Origin of the sequence: Rhizobium sp. TRM96647 (assembly GCF_025780115.1) — a bacterium.
Lineage (GTDB): Bacteria > Pseudomonadota > Alphaproteobacteria > Rhizobiales > Rhizobiaceae > Mycoplana.
This window is the reverse complement of sequence record NZ_JAOXHF010000003.1, coordinates 445,149-466,900: the sequence shown is the minus strand read 5'-3', so window position 1 is coordinate 466,900 and position 21,752 is coordinate 445,149. Positions and strand designations below refer to the sequence as shown.

At 66.0% G+C, this 21,752-nt stretch carries 21 protein-coding genes; 13 read left to right on the top strand and 8 right to left on the bottom strand.

Annotation, left to right across the window (positions count from 1 at the left end; genetic code table 11):
* Positions 1-13: 13 nt before the first annotated feature.
* Complete coding sequence (locus tag OCK02_RS07990) at positions 14-1,033, bottom strand: LacI family DNA-binding transcriptional regulator (RefSeq protein ID WP_263812565.1); 1,020 nt, start codon at positions 1,031-1,033, stop codon at positions 14-16.
* Positions 1,034-1,314: 281 nt separating this feature from the next.
* Here OCK02_RS07990 and OCK02_RS07985 point away from each other — a divergent pair, with 281 nt between their 5' ends.
* The 5 genes from OCK02_RS07985 to OCK02_RS07965 all read left to right on the top strand — a co-directional run bounded on the left by OCK02_RS07985 (position 1,315) and on the right by OCK02_RS07965 (position 6,962).
* Positions 1,315-2,361: a sugar ABC transporter substrate-binding protein gene (locus OCK02_RS07985; RefSeq protein WP_263812564.1), complete on the top strand. Its 1,047-nt coding sequence runs from the start codon at positions 1,315-1,317 to the stop codon at positions 2,359-2,361.
* Positions 2,362-2,440: 79 nt separating this feature from the next.
* On the top strand, positions 2,441-3,262 hold the full coding sequence (locus tag OCK02_RS07980; RefSeq protein WP_263812563.1) for an ATP-binding cassette domain-containing protein: 822 nt from the start codon (positions 2,441-2,443) through the stop codon (positions 3,260-3,262).
* Positions 3,259-4,512 (top strand): sugar ABC transporter permease, encoded by a 1,254-nt coding sequence (locus tag OCK02_RS07975; protein WP_263812562.1) that lies wholly within the window; start codon positions 3,259-3,261, stop codon positions 4,510-4,512. The genes OCK02_RS07980 and OCK02_RS07975 overlap by 4 nt, the downstream gene beginning before the upstream one ends.
* A gap of 25 nt (positions 4,513-4,537) precedes the next feature.
* Positions 4,538-5,266 (top strand): SDR family oxidoreductase, encoded by a 729-nt coding sequence (locus OCK02_RS07970; RefSeq protein ID WP_230806652.1) that lies wholly within the window; start codon positions 4,538-4,540, stop codon positions 5,264-5,266.
* Positions 5,267-5,330: 64 nt separating this feature from the next.
* Positions 5,331-6,962, top strand: a complete 1,632-nt coding sequence (locus OCK02_RS07965; RefSeq protein ID WP_263812561.1) for an FGGY-family carbohydrate kinase — start codon at positions 5,331-5,333, stop codon at positions 6,960-6,962.
* On the opposite strand, the gene OCK02_RS07960 is transcribed toward OCK02_RS07965, so the two are convergent.
* The 6 genes from OCK02_RS07960 to OCK02_RS07935 form a co-directional block, all read right to left on the bottom strand.
* A complete protein-coding gene (locus tag OCK02_RS07960) occupies positions 6,959-7,837 on the bottom strand; it encodes an SIS domain-containing protein (protein ID WP_230806654.1) in 879 nt (292 codons plus the stop codon). The genes OCK02_RS07965 and OCK02_RS07960 overlap by 4 nt on opposite strands.
* A gap of 75 nt (positions 7,838-7,912) precedes the next feature.
* Positions 7,913-8,776 carry an MBL fold metallo-hydrolase gene (locus OCK02_RS07955; protein WP_263812560.1) on the bottom strand — a complete coding sequence of 288 codons (864 nt, stop codon included), beginning with the start codon at positions 8,774-8,776 and terminating at the stop codon, positions 7,913-7,915.
* A gap of 2 nt (positions 8,777-8,778) precedes the next feature.
* Complete coding sequence (locus OCK02_RS07950; RefSeq protein ID WP_263812559.1) at positions 8,779-9,708, bottom strand: NAD(P)-dependent oxidoreductase; 930 nt, start codon at positions 9,706-9,708, stop codon at positions 8,779-8,781.
* A gap of 2 nt (positions 9,709-9,710) precedes the next feature.
* Positions 9,711-10,661, bottom strand: a complete 951-nt coding sequence (locus OCK02_RS07945) for a shikimate dehydrogenase family protein (protein ID WP_263812558.1) — start codon at positions 10,659-10,661, stop codon at positions 9,711-9,713.
* On the bottom strand, positions 10,658-11,311 hold the full coding sequence (gene eda / locus OCK02_RS07940) for a bifunctional 4-hydroxy-2-oxoglutarate aldolase/2-dehydro-3-deoxy-phosphogluconate aldolase (RefSeq protein ID WP_263812557.1): 654 nt from the start codon (positions 11,309-11,311) through the stop codon (positions 10,658-10,660). The genes OCK02_RS07945 and eda overlap by 4 nt, the downstream gene beginning before the upstream one ends.
* 25 nt (positions 11,312-11,336) lie before the next feature.
* The gene (locus tag OCK02_RS07935; protein WP_263812556.1) at positions 11,337-11,960 is read right to left on the bottom strand and encodes a glucose-6-phosphate isomerase; all 624 of its coding nucleotides are present in this window, start codon (positions 11,958-11,960) and stop codon (positions 11,337-11,339) included.
* A gap of 245 nt (positions 11,961-12,205) precedes the next feature.
* Between OCK02_RS07935 and OCK02_RS07930 the strand changes: the two genes are divergently transcribed.
* The 8 genes from OCK02_RS07930 to OCK02_RS07895 all read left to right on the top strand — a co-directional run bounded on the left by OCK02_RS07930 (position 12,206) and on the right by OCK02_RS07895 (position 20,605).
* On the top strand, positions 12,206-13,153 hold the full coding sequence (locus OCK02_RS07930) for a substrate-binding domain-containing protein (RefSeq protein WP_412178784.1): 948 nt from the start codon (positions 12,206-12,208) through the stop codon (positions 13,151-13,153).
* A gap of 127 nt (positions 13,154-13,280) precedes the next feature.
* A complete protein-coding gene (locus OCK02_RS07925) occupies positions 13,281-14,792 on the top strand; it encodes a sugar ABC transporter ATP-binding protein (protein WP_263812554.1) in 1,512 nt (503 codons plus the stop codon).
* A 12-nt stretch (positions 14,793-14,804) separates the two neighbouring features.
* Complete coding sequence (locus OCK02_RS07920; protein ID WP_412178777.1) at positions 14,805-15,782, top strand: ABC transporter permease; 978 nt, start codon at positions 14,805-14,807, stop codon at positions 15,780-15,782.
* 27 nt (positions 15,783-15,809) lie between these two features.
* Positions 15,810-17,312: a xylulokinase gene (locus OCK02_RS07915; RefSeq protein WP_263812553.1), complete on the top strand. Its 1,503-nt coding sequence runs from the start codon at positions 15,810-15,812 to the stop codon at positions 17,310-17,312.
* Positions 17,309-18,001: an HAD family hydrolase gene (locus tag OCK02_RS07910; protein WP_263812552.1), complete on the top strand. Its 693-nt coding sequence runs from the start codon at positions 17,309-17,311 to the stop codon at positions 17,999-18,001. Before OCK02_RS07915 ends, OCK02_RS07910 begins: the two co-directional genes overlap by 4 nt.
* Positions 17,988-18,761 carry an SDR family NAD(P)-dependent oxidoreductase gene (locus tag OCK02_RS07905; protein WP_263812551.1) on the top strand — a complete coding sequence of 258 codons (774 nt, stop codon included), beginning with the start codon at positions 17,988-17,990 and terminating at the stop codon, positions 18,759-18,761. Before OCK02_RS07910 ends, OCK02_RS07905 begins: the two co-directional genes overlap by 14 nt.
* Positions 18,752-19,840: a glycerol dehydrogenase gene (locus OCK02_RS07900; RefSeq protein WP_263812550.1), complete on the top strand. Its 1,089-nt coding sequence runs from the start codon at positions 18,752-18,754 to the stop codon at positions 19,838-19,840. Before OCK02_RS07905 ends, OCK02_RS07900 begins: the two co-directional genes overlap by 10 nt.
* A gap of 21 nt (positions 19,841-19,861) precedes the next feature.
* Positions 19,862-20,605 carry an SDR family NAD(P)-dependent oxidoreductase gene (locus tag OCK02_RS07895; RefSeq protein WP_263812549.1) on the top strand — a complete coding sequence of 248 codons (744 nt, stop codon included), beginning with the start codon at positions 19,862-19,864 and terminating at the stop codon, positions 20,603-20,605.
* 4 nt (positions 20,606-20,609) lie between these two features.
* Here the strand turns inward: OCK02_RS07895 and OCK02_RS07890 are convergent, their stop codons facing one another.
* Entirely contained in the window at positions 20,610-21,674 is a 1,065-nt protein-coding gene (locus OCK02_RS07890; protein ID WP_263812548.1) for a LacI family DNA-binding transcriptional regulator, read from the bottom strand.
* Between the last annotated feature and the right edge of the window lie 78 nt (positions 21,675-21,752).

Genomic DNA, 21,752 nt, shown 5'->3' with positions numbered 1-21,752 from the left:
CCCGGCTCAAGGCTCAGCCGGTCTTCTCCACGATCGGCGGGATCTGGACGACTGTTGGCCCGGTTGCGCCGGATTCGATGATGGCGAAGACGGCCTCCAGCATCCTGGGTACGTCCTGGCGGACCATCTCGATATGGTCGCCGAGCATGGCGACGAAGGGGTCCCAGTCGAAGCATCCGAGCTGGGGCACACGGTCGGCATAGTGGCCGGAACGGCGGATCCAGCGCATCACGCCTTCCAGCGAAATCGTCGAGTTGACGAACATGCCGCGCGGCAGGTCTCCGGTGCGCTCCGCCAGTTGCTTCATGGCACTTTCCGCCTTTTCCGGGGCGTAGCCGCAGGTGAGCACCAGCGTCTCGTCGACGGCCACGCCGGCCTCGGCATGGGCGTCGCGAAACCCTCGCACGCGTTCCAGCGTGTTGTGGTCCGTGCCGCGGCCGCCGACGAAGAGCAGGGGTGTCTTCTCGCCGTATTCCCTCTCGCAATTGGCGAGAACGCGACGCGTCAGTTCCAGCGCGCCGCCATGGTTGTCGGAGATGACGGAGGGCGCCCGGGCGCCGGGCAGGTCGAGATTGACGGTCCTGACACCGGCGGCGGCGCAGAGCTCCATGACGCGATCCGGATCGGTGGCCCCGGTCGCGATCAGGCAGTCGACCTGATAGGAGAGCATCGCGCGCGCGGCGTCCAGTTCCAGTGCCGGATCGCGCATCGTGCAGGTGATGATCGGAAACAGGCCGCGTTCGCGCGCGAGCGCCTCGAACTGTTCGACGATCGAGCCGAAATAGCGGTTGTCGTACTTCGGAACGATCATGCCGATGATCTTCGATCGGTCCCGGCGCAGCACGCTCGCCTGCATGTTGAGCGCGTAGCCCTGTTCCTCGGCGAGCCTGGTGATCTTTTCGGCGAGCCTTGCGCTGATGCGGCGCTTCTTCCAGTTGCCGTTCAGGACGGCGCTGACGGCGCTGGCAGAAGTGCCCGCCAGCTCCGCCAGGTCGTAGATGGTCGTCCTTTTCGTCTGCGTCGTCCGGGTCACATTTCATCTCCGTTTCGACGCCACCTTGACACCAATGTGGTTTGGTGACAATTCTTGCTTCATCGATTGAGCACGCCTGCTCAATCGATGAAGTCGCTTGAATAGCAAGGCTGACCCAAGGGAGGAGTCAGACAGGGCACCGATGAGCCGGACGTCGTGGCGCAAGCCGCGGCGAAGGGTTCCTGCGCGCCGATCGGGACGCGGGAGGCATCGGGACTGTCTCTCTGGAGGCTTGAGGTCGCCAGCGAAGACGAGCGGAAAATCAACCGTGGAGGAACCCAATGAAGACGCTTTCCCATCTGCTCGCATCGACCGGCATCGTCCTGTCGCTTGGCAGCGCCGCCTATGCCCAGGAAAACGCGACCGTCGCCTTCCTGATGCCCGACCAGGCCTCGACCCGATACGAGCAGCACGACTATCCCGGCTTCAAGGCCGAGATGGAGAAGCTGTGCCCAAGCTGCACGGTGATCTACCAGAACGCCAATGCCGACGTGGCGCTGCAGCAGCAGCAGTTCAACTCGGTGATCGCGCAGGGCGCCAAGGTCGTCGTGCTCGACCCGGTCGATTCCGCGGCCGCCGCTGCCCTCGTCGAGATCGCCCAGTCGCAGGACGTCAAGGTCATCGCCTATGACCGCCCGATCCCGGACAAGCCGGCCGACTACTACGTCTCCTTCGACAACCAGGGCATCGGCCAGGCCATCGCGCAATCGCTGGTCGACCACCTGAAGGCCAAGGGCGTTCCCGACGGTGCCGGCGTTCTGCAGATCAACGGCTCGCCGACCGATGCGGCCGCCGGCCTCATCCGCGACGGCATCGATTCCGCGCTCGACGCTTCGCCCTACAAGACGCTCGCCGAATTCGACACGCCGGACTGGGCGCCGCCGAAGGCACAGGAATGGGCCGCCGGCCAGATCACCCGCTTCGACGACGAGATCAAGGGCATCGTGGCTGCCAACGACGGTACGGGCGGTGGCGCGATCGCGGCGCTGAAGGCTGCCGGCGTGAAGGAAATGCCGCCGGTCACCGGCAACGACGCGACGATCGCAGCCCTCCAGCTCATCATCTCGGGCGACCAGTACAACACGATCTCGAAGCCCTCCGAAATCGTGGCTGCGGCAGCGGCGAACGTCGCCGTCAAGCTCCTGAAGGGCGAAACGCCGGAAGCGACCCACAAGCTCTACGAGACGCCCTCGCAGCTCTTCGTGCCGGCCGTGGTGACGGCGGAGAACATCAAGGCCGAGATCTTCGACAAGGGCATCAACAAGCCGGAGGAGATCTGCACCGGCGAGTATGTCGAAGGTTGCCGCAAGCTCGGCATCATCCAGTAACATCGCCGTCGTGTCCGGCCGCGGCAAGCGGCCGGACATCCTTGTCAGCCGAAAAGTCAGTCCAAGGATTCCAGGGGCCATGACAGCCACGCTTGCAAATGTTCCCGCCAAGGGGGAGCCGGTGCTGCGCCTCAGCGGCGTCTCCAAGAATTTCGGGGCGGTGTCCGCGCTGACGGATATCGCGCTCGAGGTGAAGGCCGGCGAAGTCGTCGCCCTCGTCGGCGACAACGGCGCCGGCAAGTCGACGCTGGTCAAGGTGCTCGCCGGCGTGCACCAGCCGTCCTCCGGCACGATCGAATTCTGCGGCCGGCAGGTCACGCTCGACAGCCCGGCCAAAGCGCTCGACCTCGGCATTGCCACCGTGTTCCAGGACCTCGCGCTTTGCGAAAACCTCGACGTCGTGGCGAACCTGTTCCTGGGGCACGAGATGTCGCCCTGGGCTCTGGACGAGGTTGCGATGGAGGTCCGGGCCTGGACGCTCCTGCGCGAGCTCGCGGCGCGCATCCCCTCCGTCCGCGAGCCGATCGCCTCGCTCTCCGGCGGCCAGCGGCAGACCGTGGCCATCGCGCGCTCGCTGCTGCTCAACCCGAAGCTCATCATGCTGGACGAGCCGACCGCGGCGCTCGGCGTCGCGCAGACGGCCGAGGTGCTGAACCTCATCGAGCGCGTGCGCGACCGCGGCCTCGGCGTCATCATCATCAGTCACAACATGGAGGACGTGCGCGCCGTGGCCGACCGTATCGTCGTGCTCCGGCTCGGCCGCAACAACGGCGTCTTCACGCCCGACTCCTCCAACCAGGAACTCGTCTCCGCCATCACGGGCGCGACGGACAATTCCGTGTCGCGTCGCCTCGACCGCAAGGCCGGCCACGTCCAGGAAAGCACCGAGGGAACCGCATGAGCCAGACCCCTTCCGACAACACCAAGCCAATGCTGGACCGCAGCGACGAGCGCGTGCGCCACGACGACAGCCTTGCCGCGATGGCAAAGGGGTTCATCGACCGTGTCCGCTCCGGCGACCTCGGCATGCTGCCGGTCGCCGTCGGCCTTGTCGTCATCTCCGTCGTCTTCTCGGCCCTCAATCCCATCTTCCTCGCGCCGAACAACCTGGTGAACCTGCTGTTCGACTGCGCCACGGTCGGGGTCATCTCGCTCGGCATCGTCTGCGTGCTGGTGCTGGGCGAAATCGATCTCTCGGTCGGCTCGATGAGCGGGCTTGCCTCGGCCATGGTCGGCGTGCTCTGGGTCAACCAGGGCTGGCCGATCGCAGGCGCGATCGTCGCCGCTCTGGTGGTCGGCGCGGGTGTCGGGCTGCTCTACGCCACGCTCTACAATCGCCTCGGCATGCCAAGCTTCGTCGCCACACTTGCCGGCCTGCTCGCCCTGCTCGGGCTGCAGCTCTACATCCTCGGGCCGACCGGCTCGATCAACCTGCCTTATGCCTCGCCGCTGGTGCGCTTCGGCCAGATCCTGATCATGCCCGACTGGCTGTCCTATGCGCTGGCGCTCGTGCCGGGCCTCGTGATGATCGGCCGGGGGCTGCGCACCCGGGGCCAGCGGCTTGCGGCGAACCTCTCCGCCCAGCCGATGCGGGCGCTGATCCTCAAGGCCGTCGTGCTCACGGTCGCGCTGGAAGCCGCGGTCTTCTATCTCAATCTCGGCCGCGGCATTCCGTGGATGTTTGCGCTGTTCGTGGCGCTTGCCGTGATCCTCAACTATGCGCTGACGCGCACCAAGTGGGGTCGCTCGATGTTCGCCGTCGGCGGCAACAAGGAGGCGGCGCGCCGCTCGGGCATCAATGTCCGCCGGATCTACATGAGCGCCTTCATGCTGTGCTCGACGCTCGCAGCCCTCGGCGGCATCCTTTCGGCCTCGCGTCTTGCCTCCTCCAGCCAGCAGGCCGGCACGGGCGACGTCAATCTCAACGCCATCGCTGCAGCCGTCATCGGCGGCACCAGCCTCTTCGGCGGACGCGGCAGCGCCTATTCGGCCCTGCTCGGCATCATCGTCATCCAGGCGATCTCGAACGGCCTGACGCTGCTCAACCTTTCGTCCTCGCTGCGCTATATGATCACCGGCGGCGTCCTTGCCATCGCGGTCATCGTCGATTCGCTCGCCCGTCGCTCCCGTGTCAGCCACGGCCGCGCGTAACAATACTGGAATGGAGTTCTCGATCATGGCTGATCTCATGAAGGGCAAGATTGCCGCCATCACCGGTGCCGCATCCGGCATCGGTCTCGAATGCGCCCGCACCCTTGTTGCCGAAGGCGCGAAAGTGGTGCTCGTCGACCGCGCCGGGGACAAGCTGGAACAGCTCTGCAAGGAGATGGGGCCGAACGCGCTGCCGCTCGTGGTCGATCTCCTGAACCCCGCCGACGTCTCCGGCATGCTGCCGCGCATCCTCGATATCGCCGGCGGGCTGGACGTCTTCCACGCCAATGCCGGCGCCTATATCGGCGGGCCGGTGGCGGAGGGCGATCCCGATGCCTGGGACCGCATGCTGAACCTCAACATCAACGCCGCCTTCCGCTCGGTCCATGCGGTGCTGCCCTACATGATCGGGAAGAAGACGGGCGACATCCTGTTCACCTCCTCGATCGCCGGCATGGTGCCCGTCGTCTGGGAGCCGATCTACACGGCCTCGAAATTTGCGGTGCAGGCCTTCGTGCATTCGACGCGCCGCCAGGTGGCGCAGCATGGCGTGCGGGTCGGCGCGGTGCTGCCGGGGCCGGTGGTGACGGCGCTGCTTGATGATTGGCCGAAGGAGAAGATGGACGAGGCGCTGGCCAATGGCAGCCTGATGCAGCCGAAGGAAGTGGCCGATGCCGTGCTCTTCATGCTGACACGGCCGCGCAACGTCACGATCCGCGACCTGGTGATCCTGCCGAATAGCGTCGATCTCTGAAGCGAAGACCGCGGGCGGCATGAGGCCGTCCGCCAGCGCCAATCCTGATTGCAGGCGGTAAACCATGACCACCCCTTCCTCCGCACGCCCCGCGGGCGGCGAACGCTACCTGATCGGCGTCGACGTCGGCACCGGAAGCGCCAGAGCCGGCCTCTTCGACCTCACCGGCCGGATGCTCGCTTCCGGCAAGCGTGACATTTCCCTGTTTCGCGGGCCGGGCGCGATGGTCGAGCAGTCGAGCACGGAAATCTGGGCGGCTGTCTGCGCTTCCGTGCGCGAGGCCGTCGAGAAGGCCGGTGTTTCGCCCGAGACGGTCGCCGGCATCGGCTTCGACGCCACCTGTTCGCTGGTCGTGCTCGGCGAGGACGGCGCGCCGCTGCCCGTCGGGCCGTCCGAGAATCCCGAGCGCGACATCATCGTCTGGATGGACCATCGCGCCGTGGACCAGGTGGAGCGCATCAATGCGCTGGGGCACGAGGTGCTGCGCTATGTCGGCGGCCGCATATCCCCGGAGATGGAGACGCCCAAGCTTCTGTGGCTCAGGGAGAACCGGCCGCAGGTCTTCGACGCGGCGTGGCAGTTCTTCGATCTCGCCGATTTCCTCACCTGGCGGGCGACCGGCGATCTTGCGCGCTCCACCTGCACCGTCACCTGCAAATGGACCTACCTGGCGCATGAGAAGCGCTGGGATCCGAGCTATTTCCACGAGATCGGCCTCGGCACGCTGGCGGACGAGGATTTCGCCCGCATCGGCCAGCGCGTGGTCGAGCCCGGCACGCCGCTCGGCAGCGGTCTGACGGAACGCGCCGCGAGAGACCTCGGTCTTGTCGTCGGTACGCCGGTCGCAGCCGGGATGATCGATGCCCATGCCGGCGGGATCGGAACGGTAGGTGTCGAAGGCTCGCCGGAAACCAACCTCGGCTATGTCTTCGGCACGTCGTCCTGCACGATGACCTCGACCCGCGAGCCGGTTTTCGTGCCCGGCGTCTGGGGTCCGTATTTCTCGGCCATGGTGCCGGGCATGTGGCTGAACGAGGGCGGCCAGTCGGCTGCGGGTGCCGCGATCGAGCAGCTTCTGTCCTTCCATCCCGCGGCCGGCGCGGCGGCGGCGCTGGCGAAGGAGCGCGGCCTCTCCCTGCCGGTTCTGCTGGCAGACCTGGCTGCGGAAAAGGCGAAGACGCTCTCCGAGGTGGCAAGGCTGGCCGACGGCCTGCATGTCGTGCCGGAATTCCTCGGCAATCGTGCGCCCTTCGCCGATCCGCATGCGCGGGCCGCCATCGTCGGCCTCGGCATGGAGCAGGACCTCGACAATCTCGTCGCGCTCTACATCGCCGGTCTCTGCGGCATCGGCTACGGCCTGCGCCAGATTATCGAAACGCAGGCGGCGGCCGGTGCGCCGGTCGACAGGATCGTCATCAGCGGCGGCGCCGGCCAGCTGGATCTGGTGCGGCAGTTGCTTGCCGATGCGACAGGCAAGCAACTGATGGCAACGCAGGCGGAAGAGCCCGTCCTGCTCGGCGCCGCCATTCTCGGCAGCGTCGCCGCCGGAGCCTTCCCGAACGTCGGCTCGGCGATGGCGGCGATGTCGGCGACCGACCGAAACTACCAGCCGGCCGGCGGCGCCACCGCCGCTCTCCACGCCAAGCGATACGACGCCTTCACAAGGCTGCAGGCACTGGCGCGCGACATCCGCTAGATCGGCTGCATCTTCCGCATGTCGCTCAATTGCCGCTTCATCTGGTGGATCCGTGCCTGGTCGTCGGCGGGGCGGCGCATTGCGACGCTGGTAGAGAGGATGTCGATGACGACCAGGGCGGCGATGCGGGAGATCGTCGGCGTGTACATGTTGGTGTTTTCAAGTGTCTCGACGATCAGGACGACGTCGCAATAGTGCGCCAGCGGCGAATCCGATCCGGTGAGACAGATGACGGTCGCGCCGTTTTCCCGCGCGATGCGGGCGATCTCGATGATCGAACGGGTCGTTCCCGTGTTGGAAATGACGAAGGCCACGTCGCCCGGCTTCATCATCGAGGCGACCATCAGCTGCTGGTGGGAATCGAGTTCCGCGACGCAGGGGACGCCGAAGAGCGGGAACTTCTGCTGCGCGTCGCGGGCGACGATGCCCGATGCGCCGAACCCGAAGAACACGATGGATCGGGCCGCGGCCAGGACGTCGATCGCCTTGTGCAGGGCCGCCTTGTCCAGCTTGGAGCGGGCCCAGTCGAGGCTCGTCATCGTATAGTCGAAGATCTTCTCGGTGACGGCTTCCGGCGTGTCGGTGTCGAGCAGGACCGAATGCGTCGCCGGCGTGCCGAAGGCGAGGCTCTGGGCGAGCTTGATCTTGAAATCCTGGAAGCCGCTGCAGCCGATCGCGGTCGCAAAGCGAAGGACCGTCGGCTGGCTGACGTCGGCCAGTTGCGCGGTCTCGCCCACGGTGGCATTCATGATGCGGTGGGGATCTTCAAGAACGATGTCGGCAACCTTGCGGTCCGACTTGCGCAGGTCCGGGCGCATCGTCCTGATGATCTCGATCATGTTGCGGCCGCTATTGCTTCTGACTTCTGAATCCATCGACCACTTTGCCTTTTTCTGCCGGCCCGCTCATATGTTAATTCCGGCGTCGGGAAAATGAAACCGGAAGCGCGTCTAGTCTTCCCGCCATTCGTAGCAGATGCCGGTTCGCGCACGCCGGATGTCCAGGTCTCGCGATGACGCCGCAGCCTGATCGATCACGGCCGGGTCCTCGGTATTGAAGTCGAACAGTCCGTAGTGATGCGCCAGCAGGTGACGGGCGCCGACGCCGCGTGCGGTTTCGATCGCCTCGCCGAGGGTGAAATTGCCCGGCACGCCGTTGTCGCTGAGGTCCGGCCGGCGGCCGTTGACCGGGAGAAGGACGATGCCCGGAGCCCGGGGTTCGATCTCCTCGCGCAGCCCCTCGAACGGAACGCAATCGCCCGAATGCCAGATGCGCATTCCGCCAGCCTCGAGGATGTAGCCGAGAAAGCGATGGTTGCCGGCTTCGTCCGTCTCCAAGGTCTCGTGGGCGGCGCGTGTGGCGGTGATCGCCAGTCCCGGGAAGGGGCGGACGACCTCGCCGGCATCGACAAGCGCTATCCGGTCGGGGGAGAGGCCGGACCGGTCCAGCGCCTGCTGGCGCACGGCCCGGGGCGCGACGAAGACGGCGGCCGGGTTGGCCGCGAAGATCGCCGGCAGCGTGCCGGGATCCATGTGGTCCGTATGGGCATGGGTGGCGAGGACGAGGTCGACCGATCCGCATTCGCCCGGCCCGATCGGAGGGGGCATCATCCGCATATGCGGGCGCGGCGTATCCCGGTACTTTTCGAAAAGCGAGTTCGACAGGTACGGGTCGACCACGAGGCGACGGCCGGCCATCTCCAGGATGAACCCCGCCTGTCCGAGCCAGTAGAAGCGGATGCCCTCGGCCGGCGGCGACGACATTGTGGCGGAAAGCGTATCGTCGAGCTTCCTTTCGACCAGACGGCCGGCCATCGTCATGCCCTCAGCGCGGAAAGAAGGTTGTCCGCGGCGATCCTCGTCGCCCGTTCGACGCTCTCGGCCGTGAAGCCGCCGATATGGCTGGTCGCAATCACCCGGGGATGCGAGGCGAGCGCCAGCGAGGTCGGCGGTTCCTCGTCGAACACGTCGGTGGCATAGGTCGAGATCCGGCTGTCATCGAGGGCATCGAGCAGGGCCGTCTCCTCGATCAGTTTCGATCTGGCGGTGTTGACGATGACCTGGCCCGGCCTGCTGTTCGCCAGCCTTTCCGCCGTCAGCAGCGCGGAGCCGTCGCGGGGCAGGGGGCAGTGGAGGGTCAGCACATCCGCCGCGGCCATGATCTCGTCCACCTCCGCATAGGCGAAGGAGGCGGATGGCAGGTCGAGGTTCGGGCGCATGGGGTCGAAGGCGAGTACCTTGGCGCCCAGTGCTATGACCATGCGGGCGACCTCGCGGCCGATGGCGCCGCAGCCGATGATGCCGATCGTGCGCCCCCGGATCTCCAGGCCGCGCACGCGCGGCCAGCCGCCCGCCTTGATGCCGGCATCGGCGAGCGGGATGGAGCGGAGCGCGCTGAACATCAGGCCGATGGTCAGCTCGGCCACGCCCATCGCATTGGCGCCCTCGGCGATCATCACCTGAACGCCGCGCTCCTTGAGCGTCTCGACCGGCAGGTTGTCGACGCCGACGCCGTTGCGGCTGATGACCCTCAGCTTGTCGGCGGCTGCGATGATCCGGGGCGTGACCGGCTCGACGCCGGCCAGCCAGCCGACGCAGTCCGGCACGAGCGCGATGAGTTCCTGCTCGGTCGGCATGGCGCCGGCGGTTGAATAGACGATGTCGAAGCCGAGCTCTCTCAGCCGCTCGACTTCGGGATGCGGCTCGGCCGTCAACGAACGCGGGGTGACGAGGATTCGCTGGCCCATGCTCATCGCCCCGCCGCCTGGATCGCGATCCTGGAGATCTCGTCGAAGGACGGACCGGAGGTCGGGATCGTGACATCGAAGACTTCGGCGATGACCTGCGTCCAGCCATGGAGGAAATAGGTCCAGCCGTCCTCGATCCGGAGGGACCGTTCGGCCTGCTGGCGTCGCGCCTGGTCGAGGAAGACGAGATCGCCCCGGTAGTTGAGGTCCCAGGCGACGGCACCTTGCGGGAACTCCGCCGCATCGGTCAGCGGCGAGCCGGGCGCGTCCTTGCCGAGGCCGGTGGCGTTGATCACCAGCGACCCGGGCTTCAGCGTCTTCAGGACGGCGTCGTTCGCTTCCGGGGTCTCCGCCAGCAGGTACTCGACGGGCACGTCGCTTGCGACCTGCCGATGGATGCGCCGGATCTCGTCCAGCCGGTGCTGGCTCCGATTGGTGACGATGATCCGGGCCGGGACGTTGCCGCCGCGGCTCCTGCGCATCAGGTGCCAGGTCAGGGCGATGGTGGAGCCGCCCGCGCCCATCGAAAAAAGATCGGCGCCGGTCCTGGCGAAGTAGTCTTCCCCGAGAAAGCCGTCGATCGCCAGTCCCGACGAGATTGGGTCCTTCGCGTGGCAGACCAGCCTGCCGTCTCGCTTCGAAATGCAACTCGTCTCGTCCATCAGGAGCGCGTGCTCGTCGACGGTGTCGAACAGGTCGCGGCAGGCGTGGAAGAGGTCGATCTTGTGGGTGGTGACCAGTGCGCCGAGCGAGAGCGGGTCGTCGCGGATGAATTCCACGGCTGCCCGGTAGGCGGCGGGGTCGTCGTGCAGCTTGAAGTCGATGCCCTTGATGACCGCGTCCTTAAGGCCGAGGTATTCGGCCCAGGCGGGAAAGACCTTCATGATCGAGCTTTTGGTCGTGGTCACGCCGATGAAATAGAGCGTGGGCTGCGTTGCGGGCTGGTAGCTCACCGGCGTCTCTCCAGTGCTTCCTTGGCAATGGCGACTGCGGCCCTGGCGTTCTTCGCGATGTCGGCGAAGCGACCCTCGCGGATATCCTCCGTCTTGGCGATCCACGTGCCGCCCACTGCAATGACCTGCCGGATGGCGAGCCAGTCGCCGATCGTCGCCTCCGTCACGCCGCCGGTCGGGATGAAGCGGATGCCGAGATGGGCGAAGGGGGCGGAGATGCCGGAGAGCGCCTTCGGGCCGCCGGCGACGCCGGCGGGAAAGAACTTGGCCAGCCGCACGCCGCGCGCTGCCGCGAGCGTCAGGTCGGTGGGCGTCATGATGCCGGGGCAGAACGGCAGATCCGCAGCCTTCGCAGCATCGACGATGTCGGGGTCATAGCCCGGCGCCAGGCCGAAGCGGGCGCCGGCGGCGATCGCCCGCTCCAGGCTCGGCCTGTCCAGGATCGTGCCGGCGCCGATGCACAGTTCCGGCCGGGCGTCGCGCATGATGGCAAGGACTTCGGCGGCCGCCTCGGTGCGGAAGGTGATCTCGGCGACGGGAAGGCCGCCCTCGAGAAGCGCATCGGCAAGGGCGACGGCGTCGCCGGCCCGCTCGATGGCGATGACCGGAACCACGCCCAGTCCCGCAATGATGTCGATCGGATTGTTCATGGTGGATACCTCGCTGCTGGCGCCTTCAAGCATAAGTCTTCATCAGTTGCCGGACGGTCTCGCTGCTCCTTGGCGCGTAGGCCGAATTCTCGACGAGTTCCCAGCCGCCATCGCCGGTCGCAAGGACGCGGTGGCGCATGCCGTTCGAGCTTTCGATGATGCCGTAGTCCTGTCCGCTGTCGGAGGGGTAGGCGAAGACCATGACGAGATCCTCGTTGCCGACATTGATCGAGCGGTGGATCCAGAAGGGCGGGACGTAGCAGATCGTCTGCGGCCGGACCTCGACGATGCGCGTCTCGCCGTCCGGCGATTCCAGTTGCATCAGGCCGTAGCCCTGCTGGCCGTAGTAGATTTCCGGGCGGTCCGCCTTTGCGTGGATATGGCCGCGGGTCAGGAAATACTCGCGGCCGACGCGTCCCGGGCTCATGTGCGTGACTCCGTAGATCAGGTCGCCGGAATGGGAGCCCGGCCGGAAGTCCTCCACGGCATAGACGACCGGATCGTCGAGCGAGGCCACCAGAGCGGCATGCGCCTCCGTATCGGCATAAAGTCCCGCCAGGTCGCTCAGCCGTTTCTCATAGCGGCCGGTATTTCCGCTCAATGCGCCTGCGCGCGGATCGACAACGCTGGCGACAGGTTCTCGTAACATATGGCATTCCTCCATTCGGTAGTAAAAATACATAAAATGATCGACAGGGACGCGCAAGCCCCAATATGCGCTGCAATGCAGCATCGACTTGTGCGGTTTTATGGGCTTCATGTGATTGACGAGAATAGTTTTTGTAATTACGCTACATTTTATCGATGGATATGCAGACCCCTTGGCGGGGCTGCGGAAGCTCGAGAATCGACTGTTGGAGGAGGAAAATCATGAAGACTGTCAGAACTGCCGCCATGCAACTCGCCTTGGCTGCCGCCACGTCGCTCGTGGCGATGTCCGCTGCCCAGGCTGCCGATTGCAAGATCGGCATCTCGATGAAGACGCTGGACGCGCCCTATTTCGCGGCACAGGAAGTGTCGGCGAAGAAGAAGGCCGAGGAACTGGGCTGCGAGGTGATCTCCGTCGATGGCCAGAACGACCTGAACAAGCAGGTGGCCGACGTCGAGGACATGGTCGCCCAGGGGATCGGCGCGCTGATCATCAACCCGCGCGATAGCAAGGGTCTGGTTCCCGCCGTCAATGCCGCGACCGCGGCCGGTGTCCAGGTGTTCGTGATCGATTCTACGATCGACCCGCAGGCCAATTTCGTGACGCTCGTTCAGTCGTCCAACAGCCAGAACGGCCTGCTCGTGGGCCAGTGGCTGGCCGACAACACCAAGGGCAAGGACCTGAAGATCGCGCTGATCTCCGGCGATAAGGGCAACGAAGTCGGCCAGGAGCGCCGTCTCGGCGTGCTCGCCGGCCTGCTGGAAGGTCAGCTTCGCAACGAGGGTCGCGCACGCTTCGAAGTCGTCGGCCAGGGTTGGGGCGGCTGGACCAACGAAGGCGGCCTCAAGGCCATGGAAGACCTGCTGACGGCCAATCCGGACGTCAATGTCGTGCTCGGCGAGAACGATTCGATGGTTCTGGGTGCGCAGAAGGCGCTCGGCGGTTCCTCAGACGTCCTGCTCCTGGCGGCCGCGGACGGCCAGAAGGAAGCGCTTCAGGCGATCAAGGACGGCACGTACGGCGCCACCGGCCTGAACGATCCGGCCATCGTCGCGTCCACGGCCGTCGAGCTGGCCAAGAAGGCGATCGATGGCGAGCTTCCCGCAGGCATCTCCAAGATCACCTACACGACGCCGACGGCCATCACCAAGGAGAACGTCGACACCTACCTCAAGAAGGACGCCGTATTCTAGGCTGGCATCCTCCCGGGCAGCCGGCGCGGACAAGCGTCGGCTGCGTCCTTGCAATGAAGCGACGGGTGAAGCCTGCCGCGACCCTGCCGGCTTACGTCGATCGGCGGGCAACGATCAGAATTCGGCTATGGAAAATCTGGTAGAACTGAGCGGCATTCGCAAATCGTTCGGCGGCGTCCGGGCCCTGCAGGGGGTGGATTTCGCGCTTCGTCCCGGCGAGGTCCACGCCTTGCTCGGAGAGAACGGTGCGGGCAAGTCGACGCTGATGCGGGTTCTGGGTGGCGAATACGTTCCCGACGCCGGAACGGTGACGGTCTCGGGCGAGCAGCAGCATTTCCGCGGTCCGATGGATGCGCTGGAAAAGGGCATTGCGATCATTCACCAGGAAATGGCGCTCGCCACCGATCTCACCGTCGCCGAGAATATCTTTCTCGCCCGGATTCCCTCTCTCATCTCCTGGAGCGAACTCAATCGAAAGGCGAAAGAGCTGATTTCCAGCCTCGGCTTTGCCATCTCGCCTTCGGCGACGGTGGGCGATCTGTCGGTCGCGCACCAGCAGGTCGTCGAGATCGCCAAGGCGTTGTCGCGCAATGCCGCCGTCATGGTGTTCGACGAGCCGACCGCGGTGCTTTCGGCCCGCGATGCCGAGCGGCTGCTGGACATCATCGCCACGCTGCGCGAGCGCGGTGTCGGCATCATCTACATCTCGCACCGGCTCGACGAGGTCTTCCGCATCGCCGATCGTATCACGGTGATGAAGGACGGATCGTCCGTCGCAACCGTCGAACGCAAGGACGTCGAGATCGACGACGTCATCCGCATGATGGTCGGCCGGTCGCTGAAGGCGCTGTTCGGCGAGGATGTCGAGCGCAAGGCGGGCGAGGAAGTGCTGCGGATCGAAAACCTGTCCGACGGCGCGCGCATCAAAGGCGCGTCGCTCAGCATCCGCGCGGGCGAGATCGTGGGGCTCGGCGGCCTTGTCGGCGCCGGCCGCACCGAACTCGTCCGCATGATCTTCGGCGCCGAGCGGGCGCTGTCGGGGAAGATCTTCCTTCGCGGCCGCGAGGTGAAGATCAGAAGCCCTCGCGATGCGGTCAGGGCGGGTGTCGGCCTCGTGCCTGAAAGTCGCAAGGAACAAGGGCTTGTGCTCGACTTCCCGATCCGGGTCAACGCGACGATGGCGCGGCTGTCCCCGCTCGTCAACGCGTTCGGATTCGTGCGTCGTTCCAGGGAGATGTCGGCCGTCGAGACACTGGCCACCCGGCTGCGGCTCAAGGCCGGCAGCCTCAATGATCCGGCCTCAAGCCTCTCGGGAGGCAACCAGCAGAAGGTCGTGCTGGCGAAATGGTTTCATGCCGACGGAGACCTGCTGATTTTCGACGAGCCCACTCGCGGCGTCGACGTCGGTGCCAAGACGGAAATCTACTCGCTGATCAAGTCTCTCGCCGCCGAGGGGCGGGCAGTGCTGGTGATCTCGTCCGAACATATCGAACTTTTCGGCCTTTGCGACCGCATCCTCGTGATGCGCGAAGGCCAGCTGACGGGATCGCTCGAGCCCACCGACTATACCGAAGAGAAGTTGCTGCGGCTCGCGATGGTCAATTCCGCCACCGCCGCCGAAGCCGCTGAAGCTCATTGAACGGGTAACGCCATGGCAGATATCACCGAAACCGCCCCCCGCTCCAGCCAGTTCAACATCGGCAACATCATGCACCGATACGGCACCGTGGCGATCCTGGTCGCACTGCTGATCGTGGCGACGTCGATGTCGGATGTCTTCCTGACGGAGCGCAATCTCATCAACGTCCTGCGCCAGAGCGCCGGCACCAGCCTGATGGCGGTCGGCATGCTGTTCGTCATCCTGACGCGCGGGATCGATCTGTCCGTCGGATCGATCGCGGCGCTCGGAAGCATCGTCTGCGCGATCCTGATCCAGCAATACGGCACCGGTCTCTCCATCGGCGCGGCGCTTGCGGCTGGCGGCGCGTGCGGGCTGGTTTCCGGCGTTCTCATTGCCTTCCTGAAGCTGCCCCCGTTCGTGACGACGCTGGCGATGATGACGGTCGCCCGCGGCCTGTCGCTGATCGTGTCCGCTGGGCAGCCCATCCAGATGGGTGACGCGGGCAAGCTGATCGTCGATTTCGGGTCGCTCTCGTTTGCCGGTATCCCCTATCCGGTCTGGCTGATGGCCGTCGTCTTCGTCATCGCCGGGATCGTGCTGACGTTCACGCGCTTCGGCCGCCTGGTGAAGGCGATCGGCTCGAACATCGAGGCCGTGCGCCTCTCGGGCATCCCCGTCGCCTTCTACACCACCTCCGTCTATGTGATTTCGGGCGTCCTTGCCGCTGCGGCGGGCATCGTCTCCACCAGCCGCACCGGCATCGGCTCGGCCAATATCGGCGTCGGTGCGGAACTGGATGCGATCGCCGCCGTCGTCATCGGCGGCGCCAGCCTGATGGGCGGCCGCGGCGGCGTGGTCAACACGTTCATCGGGGTCATTGTACTCGGCATCATTGCCAATATGATGAACCTGGCCCGCGTCCCCGGCTACCATCAGCAGGTGTTCATGGGCTGCATCATCATCGGGGCCATGCTGTTGCAATATGCCTCCAACTGGTTCCGCAGGTAAGCGGCGGGCCATTCAGAACCGATCGATATGTCACAAGAGCTTTTTCTCGCAATCGATGTCGGGACGGGCAGTGTCCGTGCGGCGCTGCTGGACACCCGGGGCAAGATCCTCGCCGTGGCGAGCCGGGAGCACGAGCAGATCGTGCCGCAATTCGGATGGTCGGAGCAGCGTCCCCGTGACTGGTGGGACGGTGTCGTCGCCGCTACCCGCGCGGTGCTGGATCAGGTGCCGCAGGCTGCGAGCCGCGTGGCGGCCGTTGCGGCCTGCGGCCAGATGCACGGGACCGTACTGGTCGACGATCGCGGCGAACTGGTGCGGGAAACCGCGCCCTTGTGGAACGACAAGCGCACCGTCGACTATGTGACGGCCTTCGAGGCGGCCCACCCGCCGCAGTCCTATCTCGGCGATTGCGCCAATCCGCCGACGCCGGCCTGGCCGGGCTTCAAGCTGCAATGGCTGCGCGACAACGATGCCGTCGCCTACCGGGCCGCCGCCGCGGTGCTGATGCCGAAGGACTACATCAACCTGCGGCTGACCGGCAAAGTGGCGATGGACCGCAACGACGGCGGCGCGAGCTTCCTGATGGACCCCGGCACCGGCCAGTGGTCCGAGAAGATGGTCGGGCTTCTGGCGCTCGATGCAAGCAAGCTCGCCCCGCTGCGCAACCCCGTCGAGATCCTGGGCCACGTCACAGCGAAGGCAGCACTGGAAACCGGCCTGCGCGAGGGTACGCCGGTTCTGGTCGGGGGAGCGGATTATCCGGTGGCATTGCTCGGCTCCGGCGTCTGCCGGCCCGGCGTCGGATCGGAGGTCATGGGAACCTCGGCGATCATCACGGCGATCGCGCGCCGGCCGCTGCTCGACCCCGCCGTCTGCAATGTCGGCACGGTCGAGGGCAACTGGGGCGCCTTCATGCTGCTGGAATCTGGCGGCGACGCGATGCGCTGGGCCCGCCGCGCCTTCCACGAGAAGCAGTTTTCCTACGAGGATATCGTCGCCAAGGCTGCCGAAGCGCCGGCGGGCTCTGAGCGGCTGTTCTTCATGCCCTATCTCGCGGGCGAGCGGCTCGGCGATCATCGCAATGCGCGCGCGCAGTATTTCGGCATCGGCGCCGGTCACGGCCTGGCGCATATGCACCGCGCCGTGCTCGAAGGCGTTGCCTTCGCCGTCAAGCGCCACATCAACATTCTCGACGGCATTTCCGGCGCGCCGCTGGAGTGCGTCATCGCATCCGGCGGCGGCGCCAGGACCAAGCTCTGGATGAAGATCAAGGCGAGCGTCTACGACATTCCGATCCTGGTGCCGAGCGAGCCGGAATGTGGTCTCGTCGGTTGCGCCATCATGGCGGCGACGGCGACCGGGCGCTTCGGCAGCGTGGAGGAGGGCGCGGATCGCTATGTCTCCTACGACGAGGAGATCAGTCCGGATCCGCACTGGGCCGACATCTATCGGCCGATGCAGGCCTTCTTCGAACGGCTCTATGCCCATAGCCAGGCGCTCTATGACGATCTCGACAGGTTGCCGCAATGAGCCGCCTCGCCGTGCTTTTCGACATGGACGGCACGCTGGTGGACAGCGAGCCTGCGCATTTCGAGGCGATGGCCGAGGTGCTGCGCCTGCACGGTCATGCCGTGCCGGCAGGGCTTGCCGGCATGGTCACCGGCATGACCGGCGCCGACTGCCACGCGCTGCTCGGACGGCTTTCCGGCTTCAAGCCCTCGTTCGAGGACTATGTCCGCGACAAGTACGGGTTCTATCTGGCGGCGGCATCCGAACTGGCGATGCGGCCGGGGGCGCAGGCCGCGCTCGACGCCTTGCAGGACGGGGCGATCCCCTGGGCCATCGTGTCGAACTCGGACCGCATGCTGGTCGACGCCAATCTCAGGGCTGTCGGGCTGCAGCGTCCGGGGCTCGTCTCGGTTTCACGCAACGACGTGCGCGACGGCAAGCCGGCGGCCGAGCCCTATCTCCGGGCGGCCTATCTGCTCGGAACGGCGCCCTCCGACTGCATCGTCGTCGAGGACAGCGTGCCTGGCGCGATCGCCGGACTTGCGGCGGGCATGACGGTGATCGGCTGGCCGGAGCCGCACCGAAACGATCTGGTCTTTCCCGCCGACACCATTCTCGCCGATCCGCACGACCTTCTGACGACGCTTTCCGATTGTCTTGGCGGATTGCGGCGACGCTTTGCAAAGGAAACGCTTCATGTATCTCGATAGGTTCAAGCTCACCGACAAGGTCGCCGTCGTGACGGGGGCCGCGCGCGGCATCGGCTACGCGGCCGTCGAAGCGCTGGCGGAGGCGGGGGCGACGGTCGTCCTGACGGACATGAACGCCGATCTTCTGGCCGGGGCCGTCAGGGACCTGAGCGCCAAGGGCTACAAGGTCGACAGCGAGGTGCTGGACGTGACCGATGCCGAAAGGGTGCAGGCCGTGCACGATGCGATCGTGGCAAGGCACGGCGCGGTCGACGTGCTCGTCAACAATGCCGGAATCGCGATCAGCAACCATCCGGCCGAGACCATGGCGGACGAGGTCTGGAACAAGGTGATCGATGTCAATCTCAACGGTGTCTTCTGGTGCTGCCGCGCCTTCGGCAAGACCATGCTGGAACGGGGTGCCGGCAGCATCGTCAATGTCGGCTCCATGTCCGGCTTCATCGTCAACCGGCCGCAGGAACAGGCGAACTACAACGCCTCCAAGGCCGCGGTGCACCACCTGACGAAATCGCTTGCAGCCGAATGGGGAGCGCGCGGCGTTCGCGTCAATTCGGTGGCGCCGACCTACATCGACACCGAAATGAACAAATACGTCTACGAGGACGAGGAGATGTATCGCCACTGGGTCGGCGGCACGCCGATGAACCGGCTCGGCCGCACCGACGAGGTGGCCTCGGTCATTCTGTTCCTCGCAAGCGAGGCTTCCAGCCTGATGACGGGCTCGATCGTTCTCGCCGACGGGGGCTATGTATGCTGGTGAGGGGCGAGAACGGCACCGCCCGGGGCGCGCGCTTCCCCGGCCGCTACATCCAGCAGGCCGGCGCCATCCGGTCGCTCGGTGTCGAAGCGGCTGGCTTCGGCCGGCGGTCGGCTGTCCTTGTCGACCGCGGGATCTTCGATCTCGTCGAGAACGACCTCGTTGCCGCCTTCTCCGGCCATGCCGAAGCACAACTGATCCGTCATGGCGGCGAATGTTCGGAAAGCCAGATCGCCGCGCTTGTGGCGGCGGCGCAGGCCGCAGAAGCGGACGTGATCGTCGGCGTCGGCGGCGGCAAGGCGCTCGATACGGCAAAGGCTGCCGCGCGCGACCTCGGCAAGCCGGTCATCGTCTTCCCGACGATCGCGGCTTCCGATGCGCCCTGCAGCGCGCTTGCCGTCGTCTACAATGATGACGGCACCGTCGCCTATGACACGTTCCTGCCGCGGAACCCGGATCTCGTGCTGGTCGATACCGCGCTGATCGCCAGCGCGCCGGCGCGGTTCCTTGCCGCCGGCATCGGAGACGCGCTCGCCACCTGGTACGAGGCGGACTCCTGCCGGCGCAGCGGCGCCTTCAACTGCATGAAGATGCCGGGCGTGAGCCTCGCCTTCGAGGTCGCGCGCAGCTGCCGCGACACGATCTTCGAGTTCGGCGTCGCGGCCCTTGCCGAGTGCGACGCCAAACACGCCGGCCCGGCGCTGGAGCGTGTCGTCGAGGCCAACATCCTGCTCTCCGGCATCGGCTTCGAGTCCGGCGGCGTGGCTGCGGCGCATGCGATCCATCACGGGCTCTGCGAACTCGACGACGTCCATCATCACCTGCATGGCGAAAAGGTCGCGATCGGCGTTCTGGCCGGGCTCAAGCTCCACGGCGCGGAGGCGGAATTCGACAAGGTCCGCGCCTTCTGCGCCTCCGTTCGCCTGCCCACCAGGCTTGCCGACATCGGTATTGTCGACGCGACCGAGGCGAAGCTTGCGACCGTCGCCCGGCGCGCCTGCCGGCCCGGCGAGATCATTCACAACGAGCCCATGCGCGTCACGGAAGAGATGGTCGCCGCCGCCCTGAAGGCGCTGATCTGAGGACCGGGAGGAGAAGAGAAGATGGACAGAAGCATGTTCGATGCGGCCTTTCGCGGCAGGACGGTCGTCGTTTCCGGTGGAACGAGCGGCATCGGCCTCAGCGTGGCCGAGGGCTTTGCCGCGGCCGGCGCGACGGTGGTCGCGACGGGGAGCTCCGAAAGCAGGCTCGAAGCCGCACGGTCGGAGGCAGCTCGCGAGGGGTTGCGCTTCGAGCGTCTGGACGTCCGCGACGGTGCGGCCGTGGAGCGCTTCTTCGGCTCGCTCAATCGGCTCGACGTGCTGGTCAACTGCCAGGGCATCGCGCGGCCGGACCGCGAGTGGCAGGAGGACGTGTTCCTCGACGTCATGGACGTCAATCTCAACAGCGCCATGCGTCTGTCGCGCGCCGCATTCCCGCTGCTCAAGGAGAGCGGCGGCAGCATCGTCAACTTCGCCTCGATGCTCAGCTACCTCGCCGACGAGAGCGTGCCGTCCTACACCGCGAGCAAGACCGGCATCGTCGGGCTGACGCGGGCCCTCGCACACAAGTACGGACGCGACGGGGTGCGCGTGAACGCGGTCGCTCCCGGCTATCATCGGACCGAGATGACGAAGCCGCTCTGGTCGGTGCACGAGAGCGAACAGAAGATCGCCGAGCGCTCCGCTCTGAAGCGCTGGGGTACGACCGAGGACCTGGTCGGCCCCATCCTGTTTTTGTGCTCGCCCGCCGCAGCCTTCGTCACGGGCGTGACCCTGCCGGTGGACGGCGGCTATCACGTCGGCTGACGGTTCAGCCGTCGTCCACGTCCTTCAGGGTGTCCAGCGGGCCGCTGAGCGCGGTGCGCGGCGGCACCAGCATGGGCTGGACGAGATGTGTCGCCGCGGGCTCCCGCTTTGCCTCCAGGATGGCAAGGCCTTTCGCAATCATCGCCTCGCTGTCCTGCCGGATCATGAAGACCGGGAACGGCAGGAAGGAGCCGAAGGGATCGTAGTCGTAGCAGCCGACGATGATGTCGGCGAAGGTCTCGTGCGGGTGTTGCGCCAGAAAGCGCAGCAGGCCCTCCAGGTTGATCGACGAATTGACGAAGAAGGCGCGCGGCAGCTTTCCTTGGGCCTGGTAGAAGGCTTCGAAGGCGCGGGCGGTCATGGCGGGTGAATAGCCGGTCGGCTGGATGCAGGCCTCCGGATCCGCGCCCAGCATCGATCGTTTCACCGCGCGAAATCCGCGGATGCGTTCGCGGCTGGCGTGATCGTTGCGGCCGCCGAACAGGTAGATCTCCTCCGGCGCCACCGGGCCGTCCTTCCGTGCATGCTCGATGATCGCCTGCGTCAGCATGCGCGCACCTTCGAAATTGTCGCTAATGACCGACGGCGCCTTCGTGCCGGGAAGGTCGATGTTCACATGCCGGAGCCCGGCCTTCTCGCAGACCGCGTGCACACCGTCCGGATCGGTCGCGCCGGCGATGAAGAGTTCGTCGATCGAGTAGGAGATCAGGGTCTCGACGACCTGGCGCTCCTCTTCGGGATCGCGGCAGGCGCTGACGACGACGGGGCACTGGCCACGGCTTCGCACCAGGGCCTCGAAGGTCTGCGCCATCGATGAGAAATAGCGGTTGTCATAGACCGGCAGGAGCAGGCCGACGAGGCCGGAACGCGAGGAACGCAGGCCTCGCGCCTGCAGGTTTGCCGTATAGCCGTGCTGGTCGGCGAGGTCCTGGATCAGCTTGGCCGTCGCCTCCTTGATGCGCCGCTTGCGCCAGCTTCCGTTCAGGACGGCGCTGACGGTGGATGGCGAACTGCCGGATAAAACCGACAGATCGTAGATCGTCGCCTTCTTCTTTCCAACCTCTGTCATTTCCGCCCCTTCGATCGGTGCTTCCTTAGGGACAAATCCCCCTTGACGAAAAGCCCCGGCTTGGTCGATAGTCATTGC